This is a genomic window from Fontibacillus phaseoli (assembly GCF_003337355.1).
Lineage (GTDB): Bacteria > Bacillota > Bacilli > Paenibacillales > Paenibacillaceae > Fontibacillus > Fontibacillus phaseoli.
The window spans coordinates 164,419-183,533 of the sequence record NZ_QPJW01000007.1 but is presented as its reverse complement, the minus strand read 5'-3'; the positions used below and the strand labels follow the sequence as shown (position 1 = coordinate 183,533).

The window sequence follows — 19,115 nt, the reverse complement described above, 5'->3', positions numbered from 1 at the left end:
ATTTATTTATTTTCTCTTCTATTTGAAAATGCTTTCATGTCTTACAGTAAAGATAGTTTTAATGCTTCTACATCAAAGGGAGGTTATACCTAAATGAGCAAAAAAAGAAAAAGCTTCTCCTTGCTACTAACTTCGTTGGTTGCGCTTACGTTAATTGTTAGCGCTTGCGGCGGAAACAAAGCGGCCGACAATTCGGCGGCAACAGGCAATTCGGGCAATTCGGCAAAGGCCGAAAAGCCGGTTGAATTGATCTGGTACACCATCGGCGCTCCGCAAAAAGATCTGAATCGTGTGGTGGAGGAAGTCAACAAGTACACCTTAGAAAAAATCAATGCCACCATCGACATGAAAATGATCGACTTTGGGGATTACACGCAAAAGATGCAAGTTATGGCCGCTTCTGGCGAGCCGATGGACATCATGTTCACATGCTCCTGGGCATTCGACTATGTTCAAAATGCGCGGAAAGGCGCTTTTATGGAGTTGGATGACCTGTTAGACAAATACGGGCAAGGGATCAAGGAAACGCTGGACCCTGCTTTCCTGGAAGGTTCCAAGGTTGACGGACATAACTACGCGATTCCGGCCAACAAAGAACTCCCGGCTCAAGAAGTATGGCGTTTTAACAAAGAATTGCTCGACAAATACAATCTGGACATGAGCCAGGCGACGACGATGGAAAGCCTGGAGCCGATGCTCAAGACGATCAAGGAGAACGAACCGGGCATCACTCCTTACGCTATGGTGAAGGATTTCATGCCGGTTTTACCGTTCGACTACGTCATCGAGAAAATGCCGATGGCCGTGTATATGGACACGAAGGATTACAAAGTAATCAACATCCTCGAAACGCCGGAAGCCAAATCGACGCTGGAAACCGTCCGCAAGTACTACCAAGCGGGTTACGTTTCTCCGGAAGTAGCGACGACGACATCCGTAGACGATCTGTACAAGTCCGGCAAATGGTTCATGGACCGTGCGGCAACGCAGCCGCTGGCCGATAACCTCTGGTCTGCAAGCTACGGTTATCCGGTAGTTTCGACGCCGGCCAGCCAACCGTACATTTACAACTGGTCCGTAATGGGCTCCATGCAGGCCATTTCCGCAAACTCCGAACATCCGGAAAAAGCGATGGAATTCCTGAACCTGCTGAACACGGATCCTTATCTGCGTAACCTGATCGACTCCGGGATCGAAGGTGTCCACTACGAAAAAGTGAACGACACTACGCTCAAAAACCTGGCGGATGCCAAAAACTACGATATGCCTACATTCTCGCTTGGCAACATCATGATTACCTACCTGAATGAAGGAGACCCGGAGAACAAATGGGACGAATTCAAGAAATTCAACGCATCCGGTATCAACGCTCCTTTGCTGGGCTTCAACTTCGACACCTCCGCGGTAACGAATGAAATCGCAGCCGTGCAAAACGTGAAGGAAGAGTTCTGGTCTTCCCTGATGACCGGTACGGTGGATCCGAACGAATACCTGGCAAAAGCCAACGAGAAATTCAAAGCAGCCGGACTCGATAAGATCATTGCCGAAGCGCAAAAACAAATCGATGAGTGGAGAGCCGCGAACAACAAGTAATCAAGCTTCATGAGGCTTAGGAAGATCGGGCGGGTGAAGATCCTAACGCCCGATCTTTTTTACACTCGTCAGGTTTTTATTTTAGCGATCAGGAGGGATTTGCATGAAAGTGGTAGGCGGATTTTTTCGCGATATCATCAAAAATAAAGTGTTGCTGCTAATGGTTCTGCCGGGTGCGTTATGGTTCCTCTTCTTCTCGTATATGCCGATGTTCGGCACGATTATAGCCTTTAAGCAATACCGCTTCAGCCGGGACGGCTTCTGGGCGAGCATCGTCAACAGCAAGTGGGTGGGCTGGGACAACTTCAAATTTTTGTTCAGTACGGACGATGCCTACATCATTACGAGAAACACCTTGCTCTACAATGTCGCGTTCATTATCATTGGTCTGATTCTATCCGTGCTGATGGCCGTGGTTTTGAGCGAAATCGCCAACAAAAGACTGGCTAAAGTATATCAAACCGGCATGTTTCTTCCCTACTTTCTGTCCTGGGTTATCGTCGGTTATTTCGCATTTAGCTTCCTCAGCTCCGAGCGCGGGCTGCTCAACCAGGTATTCCAGAGCCTCGGCTGGGAGTCGATGCAGTGGTATAACGACCCTAAGGTTTGGCCTTATATTCTTATCCTGGTGTATTTGTGGAAAGCCGTCGGTTACAACAGCGTAGTCTATTTGGCGGCGATTATGGGGATCGACAAGTCGCTTTACGAAGCGGCCATGATCGATGGCGCGAGCAAGTTTCAGCAAATCCGCAACATTACGATTCCGCTGCTGACCCCGATCATCACCATCATGACGCTTTTGGCCGTCGGGAAAATCTTTTATGCGGACTTCGGCTTGTTCTATCAGGTTCCGCGAGATTCCGGCACCCTATATTCGGTTACGAACGTTATCGATACGTATGTCTATCGCGGACTCAAAACGACCGGAGAGATCGGCATGAGTACAGCGGCAGGTCTGTACCAATCCGTCGTAGGCTTTGTCCTGGTCATGACCTCGAATTATATCGTACGCAAATTTGACAAGGACAGCGCCTTGTTCTAATCCACCGGAAGGAGTGAGTAACATGTCTGCGAGAACCTATAAAGCACGTGATTTTCATCGGCTTTCAACGCCCTGGAATGTAATATTCAATCTTTTTGCCGGTATCTTCGCCTTTTTGTGCGTATTTCCTTTTATATTCGTCGTCATCATTTCTTTCACGGACGAAAACGTGCTGGCAAGAGACGGCTACAAACTGATCCCTGCCGGGTGGAGCCTGGAAGCCTACCGCTACGTGTTCCAAACCGGGGATACTTTGCTTCGATCCTACGGGGTAACGATTTTCGTGACCATAGTGGGCACGATCGTCAGTTTGCTGTTTATTTCCTTTTACGCCTACGCCATTTCGCGTAAAAGCTTTAAATACCGCAACTTTTTCGCTTTTTTCGCCTTCTTTACGATGTTGTTCAACGGCGGGTTGGTACCGACCTATATTATCGTGACCCAAATGCTTTCGCTTAAAGATTCGGTTTGGGCCCTGATTTTGCCGCTGGCGGTCAACGCCTTTTATATCATGATTCTGCGTACGTTTTACAGTACAAGCGTTCCCGACGCCATTATCGAATCCGGTAAAATCGACGGAGCGGGAGAATTCCGGATTTTTCTTAAGCTCGTATTGCCGTTATCCCTTCCCGGTTTGGCAACCATCGGGTTGTTCAGCACCTTGGGGTATTGGAACGACTGGTTTAACGCTTTATTGTACATCGACAATCCGAATCTGGTTCCGCTTCAATCTATGCTGATGCGTATCGAAACCAGCATGCAGTTCATTTTGCAAAATTCGCAAAACAGCTCGTTGAGCCTGGAGGCGCTGCGTTCATTGCCGCAGGATACGTCACGGATGGCCATGGTAGTACTGGCTACGGGGCCGATCATTTTCGCATATCCGTTCTTCCAGCGTTATTTCATACAAGGTCTTACGGTAGGGGCAGTTAAAGAATAGGATCATTTGGAGGAGAGAGTGGAAACCATGATCTATAAAGACAAAACTAAGCCGATACGGGAACGGGCGGAGCATTTGCTCAGCCTGATGACTTTGGAAGAAAAGGTCGGCCAGCTGATCCAGCCGTTCGGCTGGCAGACTTATGAGCATATAGACGGAAAAATAGAGCTGTCGGAAAGCTTTAAACAACAAGTGGCGGACGGAGGTGTCGGTTCACTATACGGCGTCCTTCGCGCCGACCCTTGGACGGGGGTGACCCTGGAGAGCGGATTGTCTCCCCGCCAGGGGGCCGAAGCGGTTAACGAGATCCAGCGGTATGCGATCGAGCATTCCCGGTTGGGCATCCCGATTTTGATCGGGGAAGAATGCTCTCATGGGCATATGGCCATTGGCGCCACCGTATTTCCCGTGCCGCTGTCGCTCGGCAGTACCTGGAACGTGGACTTATACCGGGAAATGTGCCGGGCGGTAGCCCTGGAAACCCGCAGTCAGGGCGGAGCGGTGACGTATTCTCCCGTGCTTGACGTCGTGCGCGATCCCCGCTGGGGCCGGACGGAGGAATGCTTCGGAGAGGATGCTTATCTGATCGGCGAAATGGCGGTGGCCTCGGTGGAAGGGCTGCAGGGAAGCAGCATGGACAGTGAAGACAGCGTTGCCGCCACTTTGAAGCATTTTGTAGGTTATGGCAGCTCCGAAGGCGGCCGCAACGCCGGGCCGGTCCATATGGGGCGGCGCGAGTTGCTGGAGGTGGATTTGCTGCCGTTCCGCAAAGCTGTGGAAGCGGGAGCGGCTTCCATCATGCCGGCTTACAATGAAATCGACGGCGTGCCTTGTACGACCAACACGGATTTGTTGGACGGCGTCCTTCGCGGCGAATGGGGCTTTGACGGCATGGTCATTACGGATTGCGGCGCCATCGACATGCTGGCATCCGGCCATGACGTGGCCGGGGACGGACGGGATGCCGCCGTTCAGGCGATCGAGGCGGGCATCGATATGGAGATGTCCGGTGAAATGTTCGGCAAGCATCTGCTCGAGGCGGTCCGGTCCGGTCAGTTGGATCAGGCTGTGGTGGACCAGGCCGTTCGCCGCGTATTGACGCTGAAGTTCAGGCTGGGGCTGTTCGAATCGCCTTATGCCGATCCGGACAAGGCCGAGCGGGTGATCGGCAGCGCGGAACACGCCCAACTGGCCCGGAAAATCGCCGGGGAAGGCATCGTGCTGCTGAAAAACGAAGGCGGCGTGCTGCCGTTGTCGAAGTCGGCCGGAACGATCGCCGTTATCGGCCCGAACGCCGACGCCGGTTATAACCAGCTTGGCGATTATACTTCGCCGCAGCCGAAGTCGAAAGTCACGACCGTGCTCGGCGGCGTCCGCGGCAAGTTGGCCGCGGCGCCGGAGCGGGTGCTGTACGCCCCGGGATGCCGAATTAAAGGCGAATCCAAAGAAGGTTTTGAGCTTGCTTTGTCTTGTGCGGAACAGGCCGATACGGTCGTGATGGTACTCGGCGGTTCCAGCGCCCGGGACTTTGGCGAAGGCAGCATCGATTTGAAGACGGGAGCTTCCAAAGTGACCGGGAATGCGGAAAGCGACATGGATTGCGGCGAGGGCATCGACCGCCTGTCCCTGAAGTTGTCGGGAGTGCAGCTTGAGTTGATTCAAGAGATTCATAAATTGGGCAAGCCGCTGATCGTGGTTTACATCAACGGACGGCCGATTGCCGAGCCGTGGATCGACGAGCACGCGGACGCCATTCTGGAGGCCTGGTATCCGGGCCAGGAGGGCGGACATGCGATCGCCGACATACTGTTCGGCGACGTCAATCCCTCCGGCCGCCTGACGATCTCGATTCCGAAGCATGTCGGCCAACTTCCGGTTTACTATAACGGCAAGCGTTCGCGAGGCAAGCGGTATTTGGAAGCAGATTCGCAGCCGCGTTACCCGTTTGGATACGGCCTTAGTTACACGCAGTTTAAGTATGCGAACCTGAGCGTCGGGCCGGAGACGATCCTTCCGAACGGATCGGTAAACGTAGCGGTGGAAGTGACGAATGCCGGCGAGCGGTCCGGAACTGAAGTAGTCCAGTTGTACGTAACCGACGTAGCCAGCGTCGTGACGAGACCTGCCAAGGAATTGAAGGGCTTCCGCAAGATTGAGTTGGCGCCGGGCGAAACCCGATTGGTGGAGTTTACCGTCGGCGCGGAAGAGCTGCAGTATATAGGCCAGGATTACAAGCCGGTCGTGGAACCCGGGGAATTCGTGATTCACGTCGGAAGTCATGTGAATGAGACGTTGAGCGCCAAACTTATCGTGCGGGAGGGTTAAATCTATGGAACGGATCAAACGGTTTATCCGGGAACTATCGGATGTGCAGTGGCTGGAGCAGATCGAACTGAGGGAGTGGGAAATCACGACCTCCGTCTATCAGGTTCCCGGGAAGTACACCGAGGAAGATAATTACCCGGAAGGACAGCATTTAGAGCGGTTCCCAAGTGAGCAAGGAACGACGTATTTCTTCCGGATGACGCTTGCGGTGCCGGAGGCATGGCGGAACGGCCATATCGGTCTTGTGTTTGCGTCCGGAGGCGAAGGGTTGCTTCGCATCGGCGGGAAATCGTACCAGGGCCTGGACCGGAATCACACGTTTGTAACGCTTCCGGTCGGGCCGGGGAATCGACCGCTGGAGATGGAAATCGAACTGTTCGATCCGATTCCCGAACCGGTGGATCCCCTGAACCGACAAGCGGTTATTCAGCCGCCGATTTTATCGATCAACAGCAGGCTGGTGCTAGTTAACCGCTCGGTGCAAAGCTTAATGTACACGGCGACCGTAATCCGGGATTCGGCCGTGCTGCTCCCGGAACAGGATTTCCGGCGCACCCGCCTGATCGAGGCGCTGCATGCCGCGATGGACGAATTCGTAGCGCTGGACCTTGCGGCGATTACTGAAGGCCAAGCTATCCTTGAACTGGAGCAACGGCTCCGGGAGCGGGTGAAGAGCATAGGGGGTCCTGCCGAAGGCTTGATCCATATGGTCGGCCAGTCCCATATCGACATCGCCTGGCTGTGGCCGGCCAGGGAGACGGTGCGCAAGGCGAGCCGCACGTTTTCGACCGTGGACGCCTTAATGCGCGAGTATCCGGAGTATCGCTATGCGCAGAGCCAGCCGCAGTTGTTCGCCTATTTGAAAGAGAACGACCCGGAACTGTACGAACGGGTAAAGCAGCGCATCAAAGAGGGCCGCTGGGAACTCGTTGGTGGCATGTGGGTCGAACCGGATTTGAATTTGCCGAGCGGAGAATCGCTGATGCGGCAAATGCTGTACGGGCAACGTTTTTATCAAGAGGAGTTCGGCATGACCTCGGAGATCGAGTGGCTGCCCGATACCTTCGGGTATTGTGCGTCTTTGCCGCAAATCTTGCGTCATGGCGGCGTGCGCTACTTTATGACGACCAAGCTGGGCTGGAACGACACGAACGTGTTCCCCTACGATCTATTTCATTGGGTCGGGATTGACGGAACCCCGATGCTTTCTTATTTGAATCATGGAGTCAACGAAAATACGCTCCCTAAAGATATTCACGATCATTGGCAATCTTACCGGGAGAAAGCCGCGCATCCGGAACAGATGCTGTTGTACGGCCACGGCGACGGAGGCGGCGGCGTAACCCGCGAGATGCTGGAATATAATGACCGCGCCGAGCTTATGGTCGGGCAGCCGGCCAGCGAGTACAGCACCGCGGCGGCGTTCTTTGCCGGGATCGATGCGGCGCAGCCGGAGCTCCCGGCATGGCACGGCGATCTGTACCTGGAGCTGCATCGCGGTACGTATACGACGCATGGCCGCAACAAGCGGAACAACCGGAAGGCGGAAATTTTGTACCGCGAGGCGGAGGTTTGGAATACGCTGGCGGCTCCGGGTATGCCGGAAGAGCGTGCAGGCGAAATCCGGCAGGCGATGCATGAAGGCTGGAAGCTCATTTTGCTGAACCAGTTCCATGACATCATTCCGGGATCGGCGATCACCGAAACGTATGGGACGTCGGAAGAGGAATATAGGGAAATTTTCGGCAAGGGAAATGCAGGATTGTCACAGGGTCTGGAGTCTTTGGCCGGGCAGGTGGCGACGGAAGGCGAGGGCAAGCCTTATATCGTCTTTAACAGCCTGGGCTGGTCCCGCGATGCGGCGGTCCCTATCCGCGACCACGGACTTAGCGGCACCCTCGGCGCCTATGACGAGAACGGCAAACGGCTGATCTTGGATAATGCCTCTGGAGTGCATGGCGAAGATAACGTTATTCGGGTACACGTTCCCGGAATTCCGGCCTTCGGCTACAAAACGATTTGGCTGCGAAGCGAAGACGCGCTGAATGCAGAGTTGGATCATGCCGTTCACGGGAAGACTTTTGCGGGCGAGTGGGAAACGGAGTACTACCGGCTGAAGTTCAATGAGCGCGGCGAAATCGTCAGCCTTTGGGATAAAGAAGCCGGTAGGGAAGTCGTCAAAGCGGGCGAAGCCGCAAACCGGTTCCATTTCTTCCATGACCGGCCGACGTTGTGGGACGCTTGGGATATCGACAGCCGCTACGAGCGGCAGCCGGCCGGCCAAGCAAAACTGCTGGAAAGCCGGGTGGTAGCTAACGGAGCCGTTCAGGACGTATTGCGTTTTCGTTGGAGCATCGGTCAGTCGGAGATCACGCAGGATCTGATCCTGTATCATCACGACCGACGGATCGATTTTGAAACCAAGGTAAGCTGGAACGAAGCTCACAAGCTGCTCAAGGTTGGCTTCCCGATCGATGTCGTCACGGATAAAGCGACCTACGAAATTCCGTTCGGCGCTTTGGAACGGGTTACGCACCGGAATACGAGCTGGGAACAGGCGCAATACGAAGTTTGCGGGCACCGCTTCGTCGATGTATCCGAGCGCGGCTACGGCGTCAGCCTGCTGAATGACTGTAAATATGGCTATGACGTGCAAGGCAGCACGATTCGCCTGTCCCTGCTGCGCGCGCCGAAATGGCCGGACGTGACCGCCGATTTGGGCGACCACGAATTTACGTATTCGCTATATCCGCATGCCGGAGATTGGCAATCGGCGCATACGGTGCGCGCTGCGGCGGAACTGAATCTGGATCCGGCGGTCGTCGCCGCCGAAGCCCGCGAAGGTTCGTTGCCGCCGGTGCACTCGCTGATCGGCTTTACGGGCGAACACGTCGTGCTCGATACGGTCAAACCGGCCGAAGACGGCAGCGGCGTGATTCTCCGCTTCTATGAATCCTCCGGCGGACGCGAGACCGTGGAGCTGGACTGGAGCCGGACGTATAGCGGAGCCTTTCTGTCCGACGCGCTGGAGCGGGAAATTGAGCCGCTTAACGCCGCGGCGGGGCCAATCAAGCTGGACTTTGCCCCGTATGAGATCAAGACCCTGAAAATAAACAAATAAATTATAAATACGTGTTCAATCCAAAGATGACTTTTTGAACTACCTCTAAAAGGAGCGGACGATAGCCCATGGAACAATTTAGACTACCGAAAATACCGATGCCGAAGCTGGAACTTCCGCAGGCCGTTAAGGACGTGCTGGCCGATGCCGAAGTCAAGCTCGCCCATCGCCCCAAATTGCTGCAATTGTTCAAAAACTGTTTTCCGAATACGCTGGAAACGACGACCAAGCTGATGGATGACGGCACGACTTTCGTCATTACCGGCGATATTCCGGCCTCCTGGCTGCGTGATTCGGTGGAGCAGGTGATCCACTACGTGCCGCTGGCCAAGAACGATTCCGATCTGCAGCGGATCATCGGCGGTCTGATCAAACGCCATATCCAGTACATTCATGTCGATCCTTACGCCAACGCGTTTAACGAATCGGCCAATGACTGGCACTGGAACACGGCGGACGTGACGGAAATGTCCCCTTGGGTATGGGAGCGCAAGTTCGAAATCGACTCGTTGTGCTTCGTCGTCCGCCTGGCCTATGCGTACTGGAAAGAAACCGAGCGGACCGACATTTTCGATGCCGGCTTCAAGGCAGCGATGCGGCGGATTTACGACGTGTTCAAAACCGAGCAGCACCATTTCGAACAGTCGCCGTACCGTTTCTCGCGCAACAACGGGATTCCCGAAGATTCGCTGCGAAACGGCGGCCTGGGCATGCCGGTCAATTTCACGGGCATGATCTGGTCGGGCTTCCGCTCCAGCGACGATGCTTGCGATTTCCATTACAACATTCCGGGCAATATGTTCGCCGTAGTGGCGCTGCGCCAAATGCAGGAATTCGCAGAATGGGTGTTCCGCGATAAGGACTTCCTGGCCGAACTGAAGGAACTGGAGTTCGAGGTTGATTACGGGATCAAGTTGTACGGCATTTACCGTCATCCGGAATTCGGCCCGATTTACGCCTATGAGACCGACGGGTTCGGCAACTACTGCCTGATGGACGACGCGGGTACGCCAGGCCTGATGTCCATCCCGTATCTCGGCTATGTGACCACGGACGATGAAATTTACCAAAATACACGGCGGTTCGCGCTCAGCAAGGCAAATCCTTTCTACTTCGAAGGCAAAGCCGCCAAGGGCATCGGCAGTCCGCATACGCCGAAGGATTATATCTGGCATATGGCCTTGTCGATGCAGGGCATTACGGCGCAAACCAAGGAAGAGAAGCTCGAAATGATCGCGATGCTTGAGGCGACCGACGCCGATACCGGCTACATGCACGAGGGCTTCCATGCCGATGATCCGCACACTTTTACGCGCAAATGGTTCGCTTGGTCGAACAGTCTGTTCTCGCAGCTTGTGTACCGGGCGATGCAGGAAGGCATTTTGTAAGTCGGCCGGCTTGTCTTGAACTAACTTGAACTCTATTAATAAACGTTCTTATAAAAGGAGACATGATCATGAGCAAAATTATTGGCGAATCCCTGAAAAACATGCCTTGGCAGGAAAAGCCCGAAGGCTTGAACGCTCCGGTTTGGCGTTATTCCGCGAACCCGATCATCGAGCGCCACGCGATCCCGAATTCCAACAGCGTGTTCAACTCCGCCGTTGTGCCTTTTGAGGGCGGGTTTGCCGGCGTGTTCCGGTGCGACTCGCGATCGGTCAGTATGGATATTTTTGCCGGGTTCAGCGACGACGGCGTGAACTGGAACATCAATCACGAGCCGATCCAATTCGAAGGCGACGAGGAAATAATCAAGCGGGAATACCGCTATGATCCTCGGGTGAGCAAGATCGGGGACCGTTACTACATCACCTGGTGCAACGGCTATCACGGCCCGACCATCGGCATCGCGTACACGACCGATTTCAAAACGTTCCACCAGCTGGAAAACGCATTTTTGCCATATAACCGCAACGGAGTACTGTTCCCGCGCAAAATCGGGGATTACTATGCTATGGTCAGCCGGCCTAGCGACACGGGCCACACGCCGTTCGGAGATATTTTTTACAGCGTCAGCCCGGACCTCACGTTCTGGGGAAAACACCGCTATGTGATGGGTACGATTAACGGTGACGAGTCCGCATGGCAATCCAAAAAAATCGGTCCCGGACCGGTTCCGATCGAAATCGACAAAGGCTGGCTACTGATTTACCATGGCGTCATCAATACCTGCAACGGGTTCGTTTACCGCATGGGCTGCGCGCTCCTGGACATCAACGAGCCTTGGAAAGTGCTCGCCCGGTCCCGCAACTACATTCTCGGCCCGGAAACGCTGTACGAGTGCGTAGGAGACGTGCCGAACGTAACCTTCCCATGCGCCGCCCTGACCGATGCCGACACCGGCCGCATCGCCATCTATTACGGCTGCGCCGATACGGTGACAGGACTTGCTTTCACGACCGTGGACGAGTTGCTGGATTACATGGAAAAGTATCCTTTGGAAGCATAAGCATAAGCATAAGCAGAAGTATAAGCGCAATATGGAAACAGGCAATGAACGGGAACCGGAAGAGCCATCGATTAAGGAATCCAATAGAGGATCAATGACGGGCTTTTCCGAAACAGGAGAACCGCTATCCTGCTTCGCTTGAAGCGAGGGTGGCGGTTCTTTATTCCTCCGGTTCGGTTCCGGCCAATGGGATTGGGGCATGATGAACCCGATCGCGGGTCTATCTTTAATTTTTCTATCGATATCTTTAGTTTCCCTTCTATATGAAATAGAGCCGGTACGATAAATTAGTGAGGAATGACCTAACTCATGAGTGCACATAACGATCCAAATAGCTAAAGAAGGCGGGGAATCAAGGCATGAATAAAAAAAGAACGGCCCATATCATTTCCCACACGCACTGGGATAGAGAATGGTACTTGCCATATGAAAAGCATCATGTCCGGCTCGTGGCGCTGGTGGACGCGCTTCTGGACAAACTGGACCAGGGCGGCGAGTTCAAAAGCTTTTATCTGGACGGGCAGACTATCATTTTGGAGGACTATCTCCAGGTTCGCCCCGAAAATAAAGAACGGCTGGAAGCCTATATCCGGGAAGGCCGGATTTTGATCGGCCCGTGGTATATTTTGCAGGATGCGTTCCTGACGAGCGGAGAAGCAAATGTTCGCAACATGCAAATCGGCCATCAGGACGCCAAACGGTATGGGGAGCCGGCCAAGATCGGCTATTTCCCCGATACGTTCGGTCTTGTCGGGCAGACGCCGCAGCTGATGAAGCAGTCCGGGATCGATAACGCCTTTTTCGGGCGCGGCGTGAAGCCGACGGGGTTCAATAATACCGTTTCCGACGGCGGGTATGAGTCCTCTTTCTCCGAGCTCATCTGGGAAGGACCGGACGGCTCGAAGGTGCTCGGCATTCTGTTCGCGAACTGGTACTCCAACGGTAACGAAGTTCCAACGGATAAAACGGAAGCGAAGGCATTCTGGGACCGCAAGCTGGCCGACGCCGAGAAATATGCGTCCACCGGGGAATTGTTGTTCATGAACGGCTGCGACCATCAGCCGATCCAGCTCGATCTGCCGGAGGCGATCGAAACGGCCTCCCGGTTATACCCGGATACGGAGTTTGTCCACTCCAGCCTGCCGCAGTATTTGCAGTCGCTGGAAGGGGCGCTGGACCGGGAGTTGTCTTCCGTGAAGGGCGAACTGCGCAGCCAGCGCACGGACGGCTGGGGGACGCTCGTCAATACGGCATCGGCCCGCGTTTATCTGAAGCAAATGAACCAGGAGGGTCAGGCCTTGCTGGAAAAAGTGGCCGAACCGCTGGCTTCGTTTGCGCATCTGCTGGGCAGGGAATACCCGCATCACCTGTTTACCTATGCCTGGAAAACGCTGATGCAAAACCATCCGCACGACAGCATCTGCGGTTGCAGCGTGGATGAAGTGCACCGCGAAATGGTGACGCGCTTCGCCAAAAGCCGCCATGTTGCCGAGGCCGTCATCGACGACAGCAAGCGGACAATCGCCGAGGCGGTCGATACTTCGGGGTTCGCCGCCTACGGCGAAGATCCGCTGCCTTTGGTCGCGATGAATACGACCGGCTGGGCGCGTACCGGTGTCATTTCGGTGGAGCTGGACGCCGCCCGCTTGTATTTGCGGGAAGGCTTTACACTGGAGGAAACCGCCCGCCGGATGAAGGAGGCCGATTTGTCCGGCCGCGTCCTGGTAGACGAAGCCGGAAATACGGTGGCTTGTACCGTGGAGGATCTGGGGCTCCTGTTCGGCTACGATTTGCCGGATGACAAGTTCCGCCAGCCTTACATGTGCCGCCGGGTCCGGATAACGTTCCAAGTGGAAGACATTCCGGCGCTCGGACTCCGCGCCTATGCGTGGATACGCCGGGAGGAGGCTGCGTCCGGGTCCAATCCTCAAACCGCCGGCTCCTTGCTGACCGGCCATCTCGTGATGGAAAATGCTGCGATCAAGGTGGAGATCGCGGAGGACGGCTCCTTTGCGCTGGTCGATAAAAAATCGGGCCGCACCTACCGGGATCTCGGCGTATACGAGGATACAGGGGATATCGGCAACGAATATATGTACCGTCAGCCGGAAGGCGAACAAGCGCTGATCACGAAGGGGCTAGCCGCGCAGATCCGCGTGCTGGAGGATACGCTGTACCGCGCATCCATAGAGATCCGTCACCATTGGGAGATCCCGGCTTCCGCGGACGATACGCTGGATGCGGAGCAACGGGCGCTAGTCTATTATCCGGAGCGCAAGGCGCAGCGCAGCAAGCGCCTCGTTCCATTGGAAATCATCACCGTTCTCTCTTTGGAGAAAGGCGGCAGAGGGCTGCATATCGAAAGCAGCCTCGATAACCGGGCGAAGGATCACCGGGTCCGCGTTCTGTTTCCGACCGATCTCGCAGCAGCCAAGCACCGGGTCGATTCCATGTTCGAAATCGCCGTTAGGGACAACGAACCGGCTCCGGAATGGACAAACCCGAGCAATACCCAGCATCAGCAAGCCTTTGTGGAGATTAGCGACGGCCATACCGGCCTGGCGGTAGCCAACCTGGGCTTGAACGAATACGAAGTGCTGCGGGACGGCCGCAACACGATCGCTGTGACGCTGCTCCGTTCCGTCGGCGAGTTGGGCGACTGGGGCCTGTTCCCGACGCCGGAGGCGCAATGTCTCGGCGAGCATACCTTCCGTCTGGAACTGATTCCATACGGCAGCGAGAACGACGGCGGAGCGTTCGGTGCCTACACCGAAGCCTACCAGTTCCAGATTCCATGGACGGTCTGCCAAACAGGCATGCATGCCGGGCAAATCGCTCCACTTAGCACGCCGCTGCGGTGGGAGGGGGCCGAGCTTGCCTTCTCTTCTTTGAAAATGAACGAGGAGACGGGGGATCTGCTGCTGCGCTGGTACAATATGAGCGATAAGGACGCGGAACTGACCTTCAGTCCGGAATTGAAGGCGGAGCATCTATATAAGACGACTATTTTGGAAGAATCTTCGCAGCCTTTGGCCGGAAACACGGCCGGAGGGCTTTCCTTGCCGGTCGGACCTTGCGAAATCGTGACCATCGGGATTCGGAGATAAGATCCGATTTCGTATAAGTTTTTTCTAAGCAAAAGAGACTGCCGAATGGCCGATAAGGGCCAATTTCGGCAGTCTCTTTTTATGATACCCGGGTTAATCTGATCGTTTCATTTTTCCTTCCCGATATAGATTCCGTGCAGCAAAATATCGACCATACGGCCGATGTCTTCGGCGGAAGGCACCCCATTTCCCCGCGTCTCCATCATTCCATATAACGAACCGACATACATCTGTATGAACAGATCGAAATCAAATTCGCGGACTATGCCCTGCCGAATCCCTTCCTTTACCAGCTTCCCGACACCGCTCCAGCTTTCACGGATATATTTCTCAGCGTGGCTCCACGCCTGAGGGTAGCTGCGCCGCAAATCATCCAGAAGACGCAGATCTTTAATCATGATGGCGCTCGGGAGCACCACCAGCGCTTCCCGTATCTTTTCTTGTAAAGAGAGGGACGGATTTTTCAGTATCGACGCTTCCGTTTGTTTCATTTCATCAATCGCATCCAGGGTTAGGGCGGTGACCAGTTCCTCTTTTGAAGCAAAGTATTGGTACAGCGTCTTCGAGCTGATTCCAAGCTGCGCCGTGATATCGCGAATCGAGAACTTCAGGCCCCGGTAGGCGAATTCAGTTTTTGCCGCTTCCATAATTTTTGTTCTCACGTCCGCTGCCTCCTTCCCGTTGGAGCAACCCCGGGATGAAGAATAGCGGATACAGCATCAGAAACAGGTTAGGAATCCACCATAAGAGATCGAAATCAAGCCGGATGCTCCAGAAGGCGATGGCCTGAAGCCCGGAGCAGAAAGTTAAAACCATGGATATAAGAGCTAACGGCTTCCACAAGGGATTCCTCTTTGCGGATAAGGCAATCGCCATCAGGCCCGTCCCCGAAATGAACAGGTCAAGCGGCAAAAACGACATGTTCCACGAGACAAGCAGCGGATTGCTATAGTCCTGGTAAGCATAGGTTTTGGGAATCCATTCTAAAAAGGTTATCGCCCAGTAAATGATGAATCCGACATCGGTTACAACCATTAAACTTTTTAAGCTCAGGCGCATATCGAAACTCTCCTCCTTCTTGGAAAACACAGAAAACAAAAATGTTTATTTGTTTTCCAGTTTATTGTTCATTCTTTTTATTGTCAAGCCAAGTCTTGCAGAAAAATAAAAAATCCCCTGATGAGGGGGATTTTTTGTACATCATTTATGTGTACTCAAGCCTTCAATTCGATCTCGAATGTCTTGATTTCATACGGGTTCAGTACGAAGGAAATACCCGCAGAGGCGGTCCATGGCTCCTCGGATTGTTCCATCAAGTTGCACTCTCTCCAGGCAACGATTCTTTGGTCGCTGTCCAGTTCCAGCGCCTTGCGGCTGCCGGAATAGTCGTGGACACGGACGATCACGGTATCCCGGTCCTCGGCTTTTTTGACAGCCGAGATCATGGCCGTACGGCCGGACAATTTAAACAGCGAGCTGGCCGTGCCTTGAGCGGCCCCAAGGGAGAGGCGCAGCGGATTGTTCAATACCCACGCTTCCCGCACGGTACCGCCCTGTAGCCAGTCTCCTTGATGCGGGAACAGGGAGTAGGTGAACCGATGGTAGCCTTGATCCGCTTCGGTATCCGGATGCGTCGCGCATTTGATTAACGAAAGACGGAGTACGTTATCTTTGATGTCGTAGCCGTATTTGCAATCGTTCATCAGGCTGACGCCATAGCCTTTGTCGGACAGATCGGCCCACTGGTGGCCTACGGTTTCGAAACGGGCCGCATCCCAGCTGGTGTTCCAATGGGTCGGACGCTTGACGTTGCCGAACTGCACGTCGAACGTGGCTTCCGTAGCGCGGACATTGACGGGGAAGGCTACTTTAAGCAGCTGTTGGCGTTCATGCCAGTCGGCTTCCGTCACGAAGTCGATCACGCGGCTTCCGGCGTACAGGATCATGTCCTGTTCGATTTTCGACTGCCCGTAGCACCAGCTAAAATGAATTACCGCACGGATCGGGCCGGATTCCACCAGTTTACAGGCTTGGAGGTCTCCGAGTTCCCTTGATTTTTGCTGGTAAAAAATATCGATATCCCAGGCTTCATGAGCGAGCGGTTTATCCTCGAACAATTGGAACAGATTGCCCCGCTTGCCTTCGGCCAGCACTTCCCTTTGTTCTTCCCGGTCGTATAGCCGGGTCAACTGGCCCTGTTCATTCCATTCCAGCTCATAGAATGGGGTGGTGAGCCCGTGTTCCCGGTGGATGAACGGCGAATTCTGTTCCGCAGCCTGTGGAGCTGCAGATTCAAAGGCGATCACGGCATAGCCGAGAGAAGGAACGTCCGGCACTTCCACGATCCAGACTCCATCGCCGCGTTGTACCGCGAGACGGTTGCCGGACGCGTCGCTCCAGACGCCGGTTTCCAGCCCCGGCCGAACCGGAATTTCCGCCAGTCTTGTTTCCGTCCACGGCGAAGAATTCCAAACCGTGAAGGCTTGAGCGTCGCCATTTTCCTGCATCGCGACAGCTTGAACCGCATCCTCCACCGTCTGCATGGCAAGCTGCTTGGCTTGCTCGTATTCGACTTTGCTGTCCTCATACACTTCCCGGATGGAAGAGCCGGGGATAATGTCATGGAACTGGTTGCGCAGAATGATCTTCCAGCCGTCATTAAGCTTCGCGGCGGGATACAGGGACCAGTCGCCTTCCGTTACGATGTGCATTACGTTCAACCACTCCGCTTCGCGGTAGAGCAGTTCCAGCTTGCGGTTCATCCGCTTGTTATGCGCCTGACTCGTGTAGGTGCCCCGGTGATATTCCAGATACAGCTCGCCGTCCCAGGTATGGACGTAGCTGTCGGTTTGGCTTACCGTCTCGCCGAGCTTGCGGAAGTAGTCTCCGGCCGTGCCGGTGCTCAGATTAGGAAGCCCCGGCAGCTTGTCAAGCCGGCGGCGCATTTCCAGCATGTCACGGTTGACCCCGCCGCCCCCGTCTCCATAGCCGTAAGAGAGCAGGAGTTCCTGGTTCAGCTCTTTATCCCGGTAGGCCTCCCAGCTTCCCTTCACCGTTTTCGGGATGATTTGCCCGTTATACGTATAGAACCAGGACCCCGGCTGCGACCAAGGCTCGGTAGTGGTAATGAAATGGGTCAAAATTTCGGTTCCGTCGATCCCGCGCCATTTAAACGTATCATGCGGCATCCGGTTGTACTGGTTCCAACTGATTTTCGTGGTCATGAACGTATGGATGCCCGATTTTTTCAAAATCTGCGGGAGAGACCAGCTGTAGCCGAACACGTCGGGAAGCCACAAATAGTCGCAGTCCGCTCCGAACTCCTCCTTGAAAAAGCGGGTCCCGACAAGCAGTTGGCGTACCAGCGACTCGCCGGAGGTCAGGTTGCAGTCGGCTTCCAGCCACATGCCGCCCCCGGCTTCCCAGCGGCCTTCCGCTATCCGTTCCCGGATCGCCTCATACAGCTCCGGATAATCTTCTTTCACGTAATCATAGAGCTGAGGCTGGGTTTGCAAAAAGGTGTACTCGGGATACATTTCCATCAGTCTCATGACGGTGGAAAACGAGCGGGCGCATTTCTCCCGAGTATGCTTCAGTCTCCACAGCCAGGCCACATCGATATGGGTGTGCCCGATGCAGGTGATATTGACGAGAGACGATTTATCCATTCTCTCGATTTGTTCATTGAGAAAATCCCGGGCCGCATGGACCGAGGAGTAAAAGTCGTCCGAACCCGGCACCCGCCAGTCGATCAAAGCCAGGGACTGGTCGGCGTATTGCAGCAGCTTCGCGCGCTCGGGCAAATTTTCGTCCAGGGCATTTACCGTTTCCGAGATCGCCAGGGCGGTGTAGTAATAATCGTCGACGGCCTCATCCAGCCAGCACAACTCGGCCAGCTTGATGCCGTGGGTCTGGTTTCGCGGTTGTCCGCCGCCTTCCAAACCGGACCACAGCCGGAACAGAAGCTGCTGCGTGGTTCCGGCCAGACTGTCCGGCAGAAACACTTCTTTATGATTGGAATCGACGCCCTGATAAGGCTGGCCGTGCAAATAAAACAGCGATTCAAAGCCGGAATTGTTGCCCGCTCCGGTTTCGCCGAAATCAAAGCGGCCCAGAATTTTCTGTCCGGCCCACGACTTTGGAATGTCCGCTTCGGCAGACAGCCACAGGTATAAATCACGGCCGCTCCAGGTATCGCCCGTGCGCATTCTGCTCCAGCTCTCCGAGACTTCGGGCAGGGAGGGGTTAATTTCTTGTCGAACGTCTTCCAGACTGTGAAAGAACGGGATAGGTCTGCTATCGCGGTACCGGTAGGCGGATAATTCGTTTATGCGTGCTTGCAGTTTGTTCTGCGTGAGAAACATCAGGAAAGAACCCCCTTTGGAATCTTAGGGGCAAACGTGGAGAAAAAAAGGAAGGCGAAGTCCGAACACGACTTCCAAAGTGTTGTTTTGCGGTGATCGTAGGGGATCATGGTCTATTATAATCAGAGCGATGGCAGAATTCAAACACAAAAATAATCGGTGCTTGCTTTCGGA

General features: G+C 54.5%; 11 protein-coding genes. 8 read left to right on the top strand and 3 right to left on the bottom strand.

The genetic code is table 11. The features are described from left to right. Positions 1–93: 93 nt before the first annotated feature. The 8 genes from DFP94_RS17225 (at position 94) to DFP94_RS17190 (ending at position 14,577) form a co-directional block, all read left to right on the top strand. Positions 94–1,593, top strand: coding sequence for an ABC transporter substrate-binding protein (locus tag DFP94_RS17225; RefSeq protein ID WP_114497706.1), 1,500 nt, complete (start codon positions 94–96; stop codon positions 1,591–1,593). Between the two features lie 103 nt (positions 1,594–1,696). Beyond that, positions 1,697–2,635, top strand: a complete 939-nt coding sequence (locus DFP94_RS17220; RefSeq protein ID WP_114497705.1) for an ABC transporter permease — start codon at positions 1,697–1,699, stop codon at positions 2,633–2,635. Between the two features lie 22 nt (positions 2,636–2,657). Further along, a complete protein-coding gene (locus tag DFP94_RS17215; protein ID WP_114497704.1) occupies positions 2,658–3,575 on the top strand; it encodes a carbohydrate ABC transporter permease in 918 nt (305 codons plus the stop codon). Positions 3,576–3,602: 27 nt separating this feature from the next. Beyond that, a complete protein-coding gene (locus DFP94_RS17210) occupies positions 3,603–5,900 on the top strand; it encodes a glycoside hydrolase family 3 N-terminal domain-containing protein (RefSeq protein ID WP_114497703.1) in 2,298 nt (765 codons plus the stop codon). 4 nt (positions 5,901–5,904) lie between these two features. After that, entirely contained in the window at positions 5,905–9,021 is a 3,117-nt protein-coding gene (locus DFP94_RS17205; RefSeq protein WP_114497702.1) for an alpha-mannosidase, read from the top strand. Positions 9,022–9,089: 68 nt separating this feature from the next. Continuing rightward, on the top strand, positions 9,090–10,409 hold the full coding sequence (locus DFP94_RS17200) for a glycoside hydrolase family 125 protein (protein WP_114497701.1): 1,320 nt from the start codon (positions 9,090–9,092) through the stop codon (positions 10,407–10,409). A gap of 68 nt (positions 10,410–10,477) precedes the next feature. After that, the gene (locus DFP94_RS17195; RefSeq protein ID WP_114497700.1) at positions 10,478–11,470 is read left to right on the top strand and encodes a glycoside hydrolase family 130 protein; all 993 of its coding nucleotides are present in this window, start codon (positions 10,478–10,480) and stop codon (positions 11,468–11,470) included. 359 nt (positions 11,471–11,829) lie between these two features. Further along, positions 11,830–14,577: an alpha-mannosidase gene (locus DFP94_RS17190; RefSeq protein WP_114497699.1), complete on the top strand. Its 2,748-nt coding sequence runs from the start codon at positions 11,830–11,832 to the stop codon at positions 14,575–14,577. A 107-nt stretch (positions 14,578–14,684) separates the two neighbouring features. Here the strand turns inward: DFP94_RS17190 and DFP94_RS17185 are convergent, their stop codons facing one another. The 3 genes from DFP94_RS17185 to DFP94_RS17175 form a co-directional block, all read right to left on the bottom strand. Continuing rightward, positions 14,685–15,239, bottom strand: coding sequence for a TetR/AcrR family transcriptional regulator (locus DFP94_RS17185; RefSeq protein ID WP_114497698.1), 555 nt, complete (start codon positions 15,237–15,239; stop codon positions 14,685–14,687). Further along, a complete protein-coding gene (locus DFP94_RS17180) occupies positions 15,205–15,636 on the bottom strand; it encodes a YvaD family protein (protein ID WP_114497697.1) in 432 nt (143 codons plus the stop codon). The genes DFP94_RS17185 and DFP94_RS17180 overlap by 35 nt, the downstream gene beginning before the upstream one ends. 155 nt (positions 15,637–15,791) lie before the next feature. Next, a complete protein-coding gene (locus tag DFP94_RS17175) occupies positions 15,792–18,941 on the bottom strand; it encodes an alpha-mannosidase (RefSeq protein WP_114497696.1) in 3,150 nt (1,049 codons plus the stop codon). Positions 18,942–19,115 lie beyond the last annotated feature (174 nt).

What these genes read in the sequence shown, in the direction of transcription:
- DFP94_RS17225 (WP_114497706.1), top strand. Translation starts at nt 94, where the DNA reads ATGAGCAAAAAAAGAAAAAGCTTCTCCTTGCTACTAACTTCGTTGGTT.
- DFP94_RS17220 (WP_114497705.1), top strand. Translation starts at nt 1,697, where the DNA reads ATGAAAGTGGTAGGCGGATTTTTTCGCGATATCATCAAAAATAAAGTG.
- DFP94_RS17215 (WP_114497704.1), top strand. Translation starts at nt 2,658, where the DNA reads ATGTCTGCGAGAACCTATAAAGCACGTGATTTTCATCGGCTTTCAACG.
- DFP94_RS17210 (WP_114497703.1), top strand. Translation starts at nt 3,603, where the DNA reads ATGATCTATAAAGACAAAACTAAGCCGATACGGGAACGGGCGGAGCAT.
- DFP94_RS17205 (WP_114497702.1), top strand. Translation starts at nt 5,905, where the DNA reads ATGGAACGGATCAAACGGTTTATCCGGGAACTATCGGATGTGCAGTGG.
- DFP94_RS17200 (WP_114497701.1), top strand. Translation starts at nt 9,090, where the DNA reads ATGGAACAATTTAGACTACCGAAAATACCGATGCCGAAGCTGGAACTT.
- DFP94_RS17195 (WP_114497700.1), top strand. Translation starts at nt 10,478, where the DNA reads ATGAGCAAAATTATTGGCGAATCCCTGAAAAACATGCCTTGGCAGGAA.
- DFP94_RS17190 (WP_114497699.1), top strand. Translation starts at nt 11,830, where the DNA reads ATGAATAAAAAAAGAACGGCCCATATCATTTCCCACACGCACTGGGAT.
- DFP94_RS17180 (WP_114497697.1), bottom strand. Translation starts at nt 15,636, where the DNA reads ATGCGCCTGAGCTTAAAAAGTTTAATGGTTGTAACCGATGTCGGATTC.
- DFP94_RS17175 (WP_114497696.1), bottom strand. Translation starts at nt 18,941, where the DNA reads ATGTTTCTCACGCAGAACAAACTGCAAGCACGCATAAACGAATTATCC.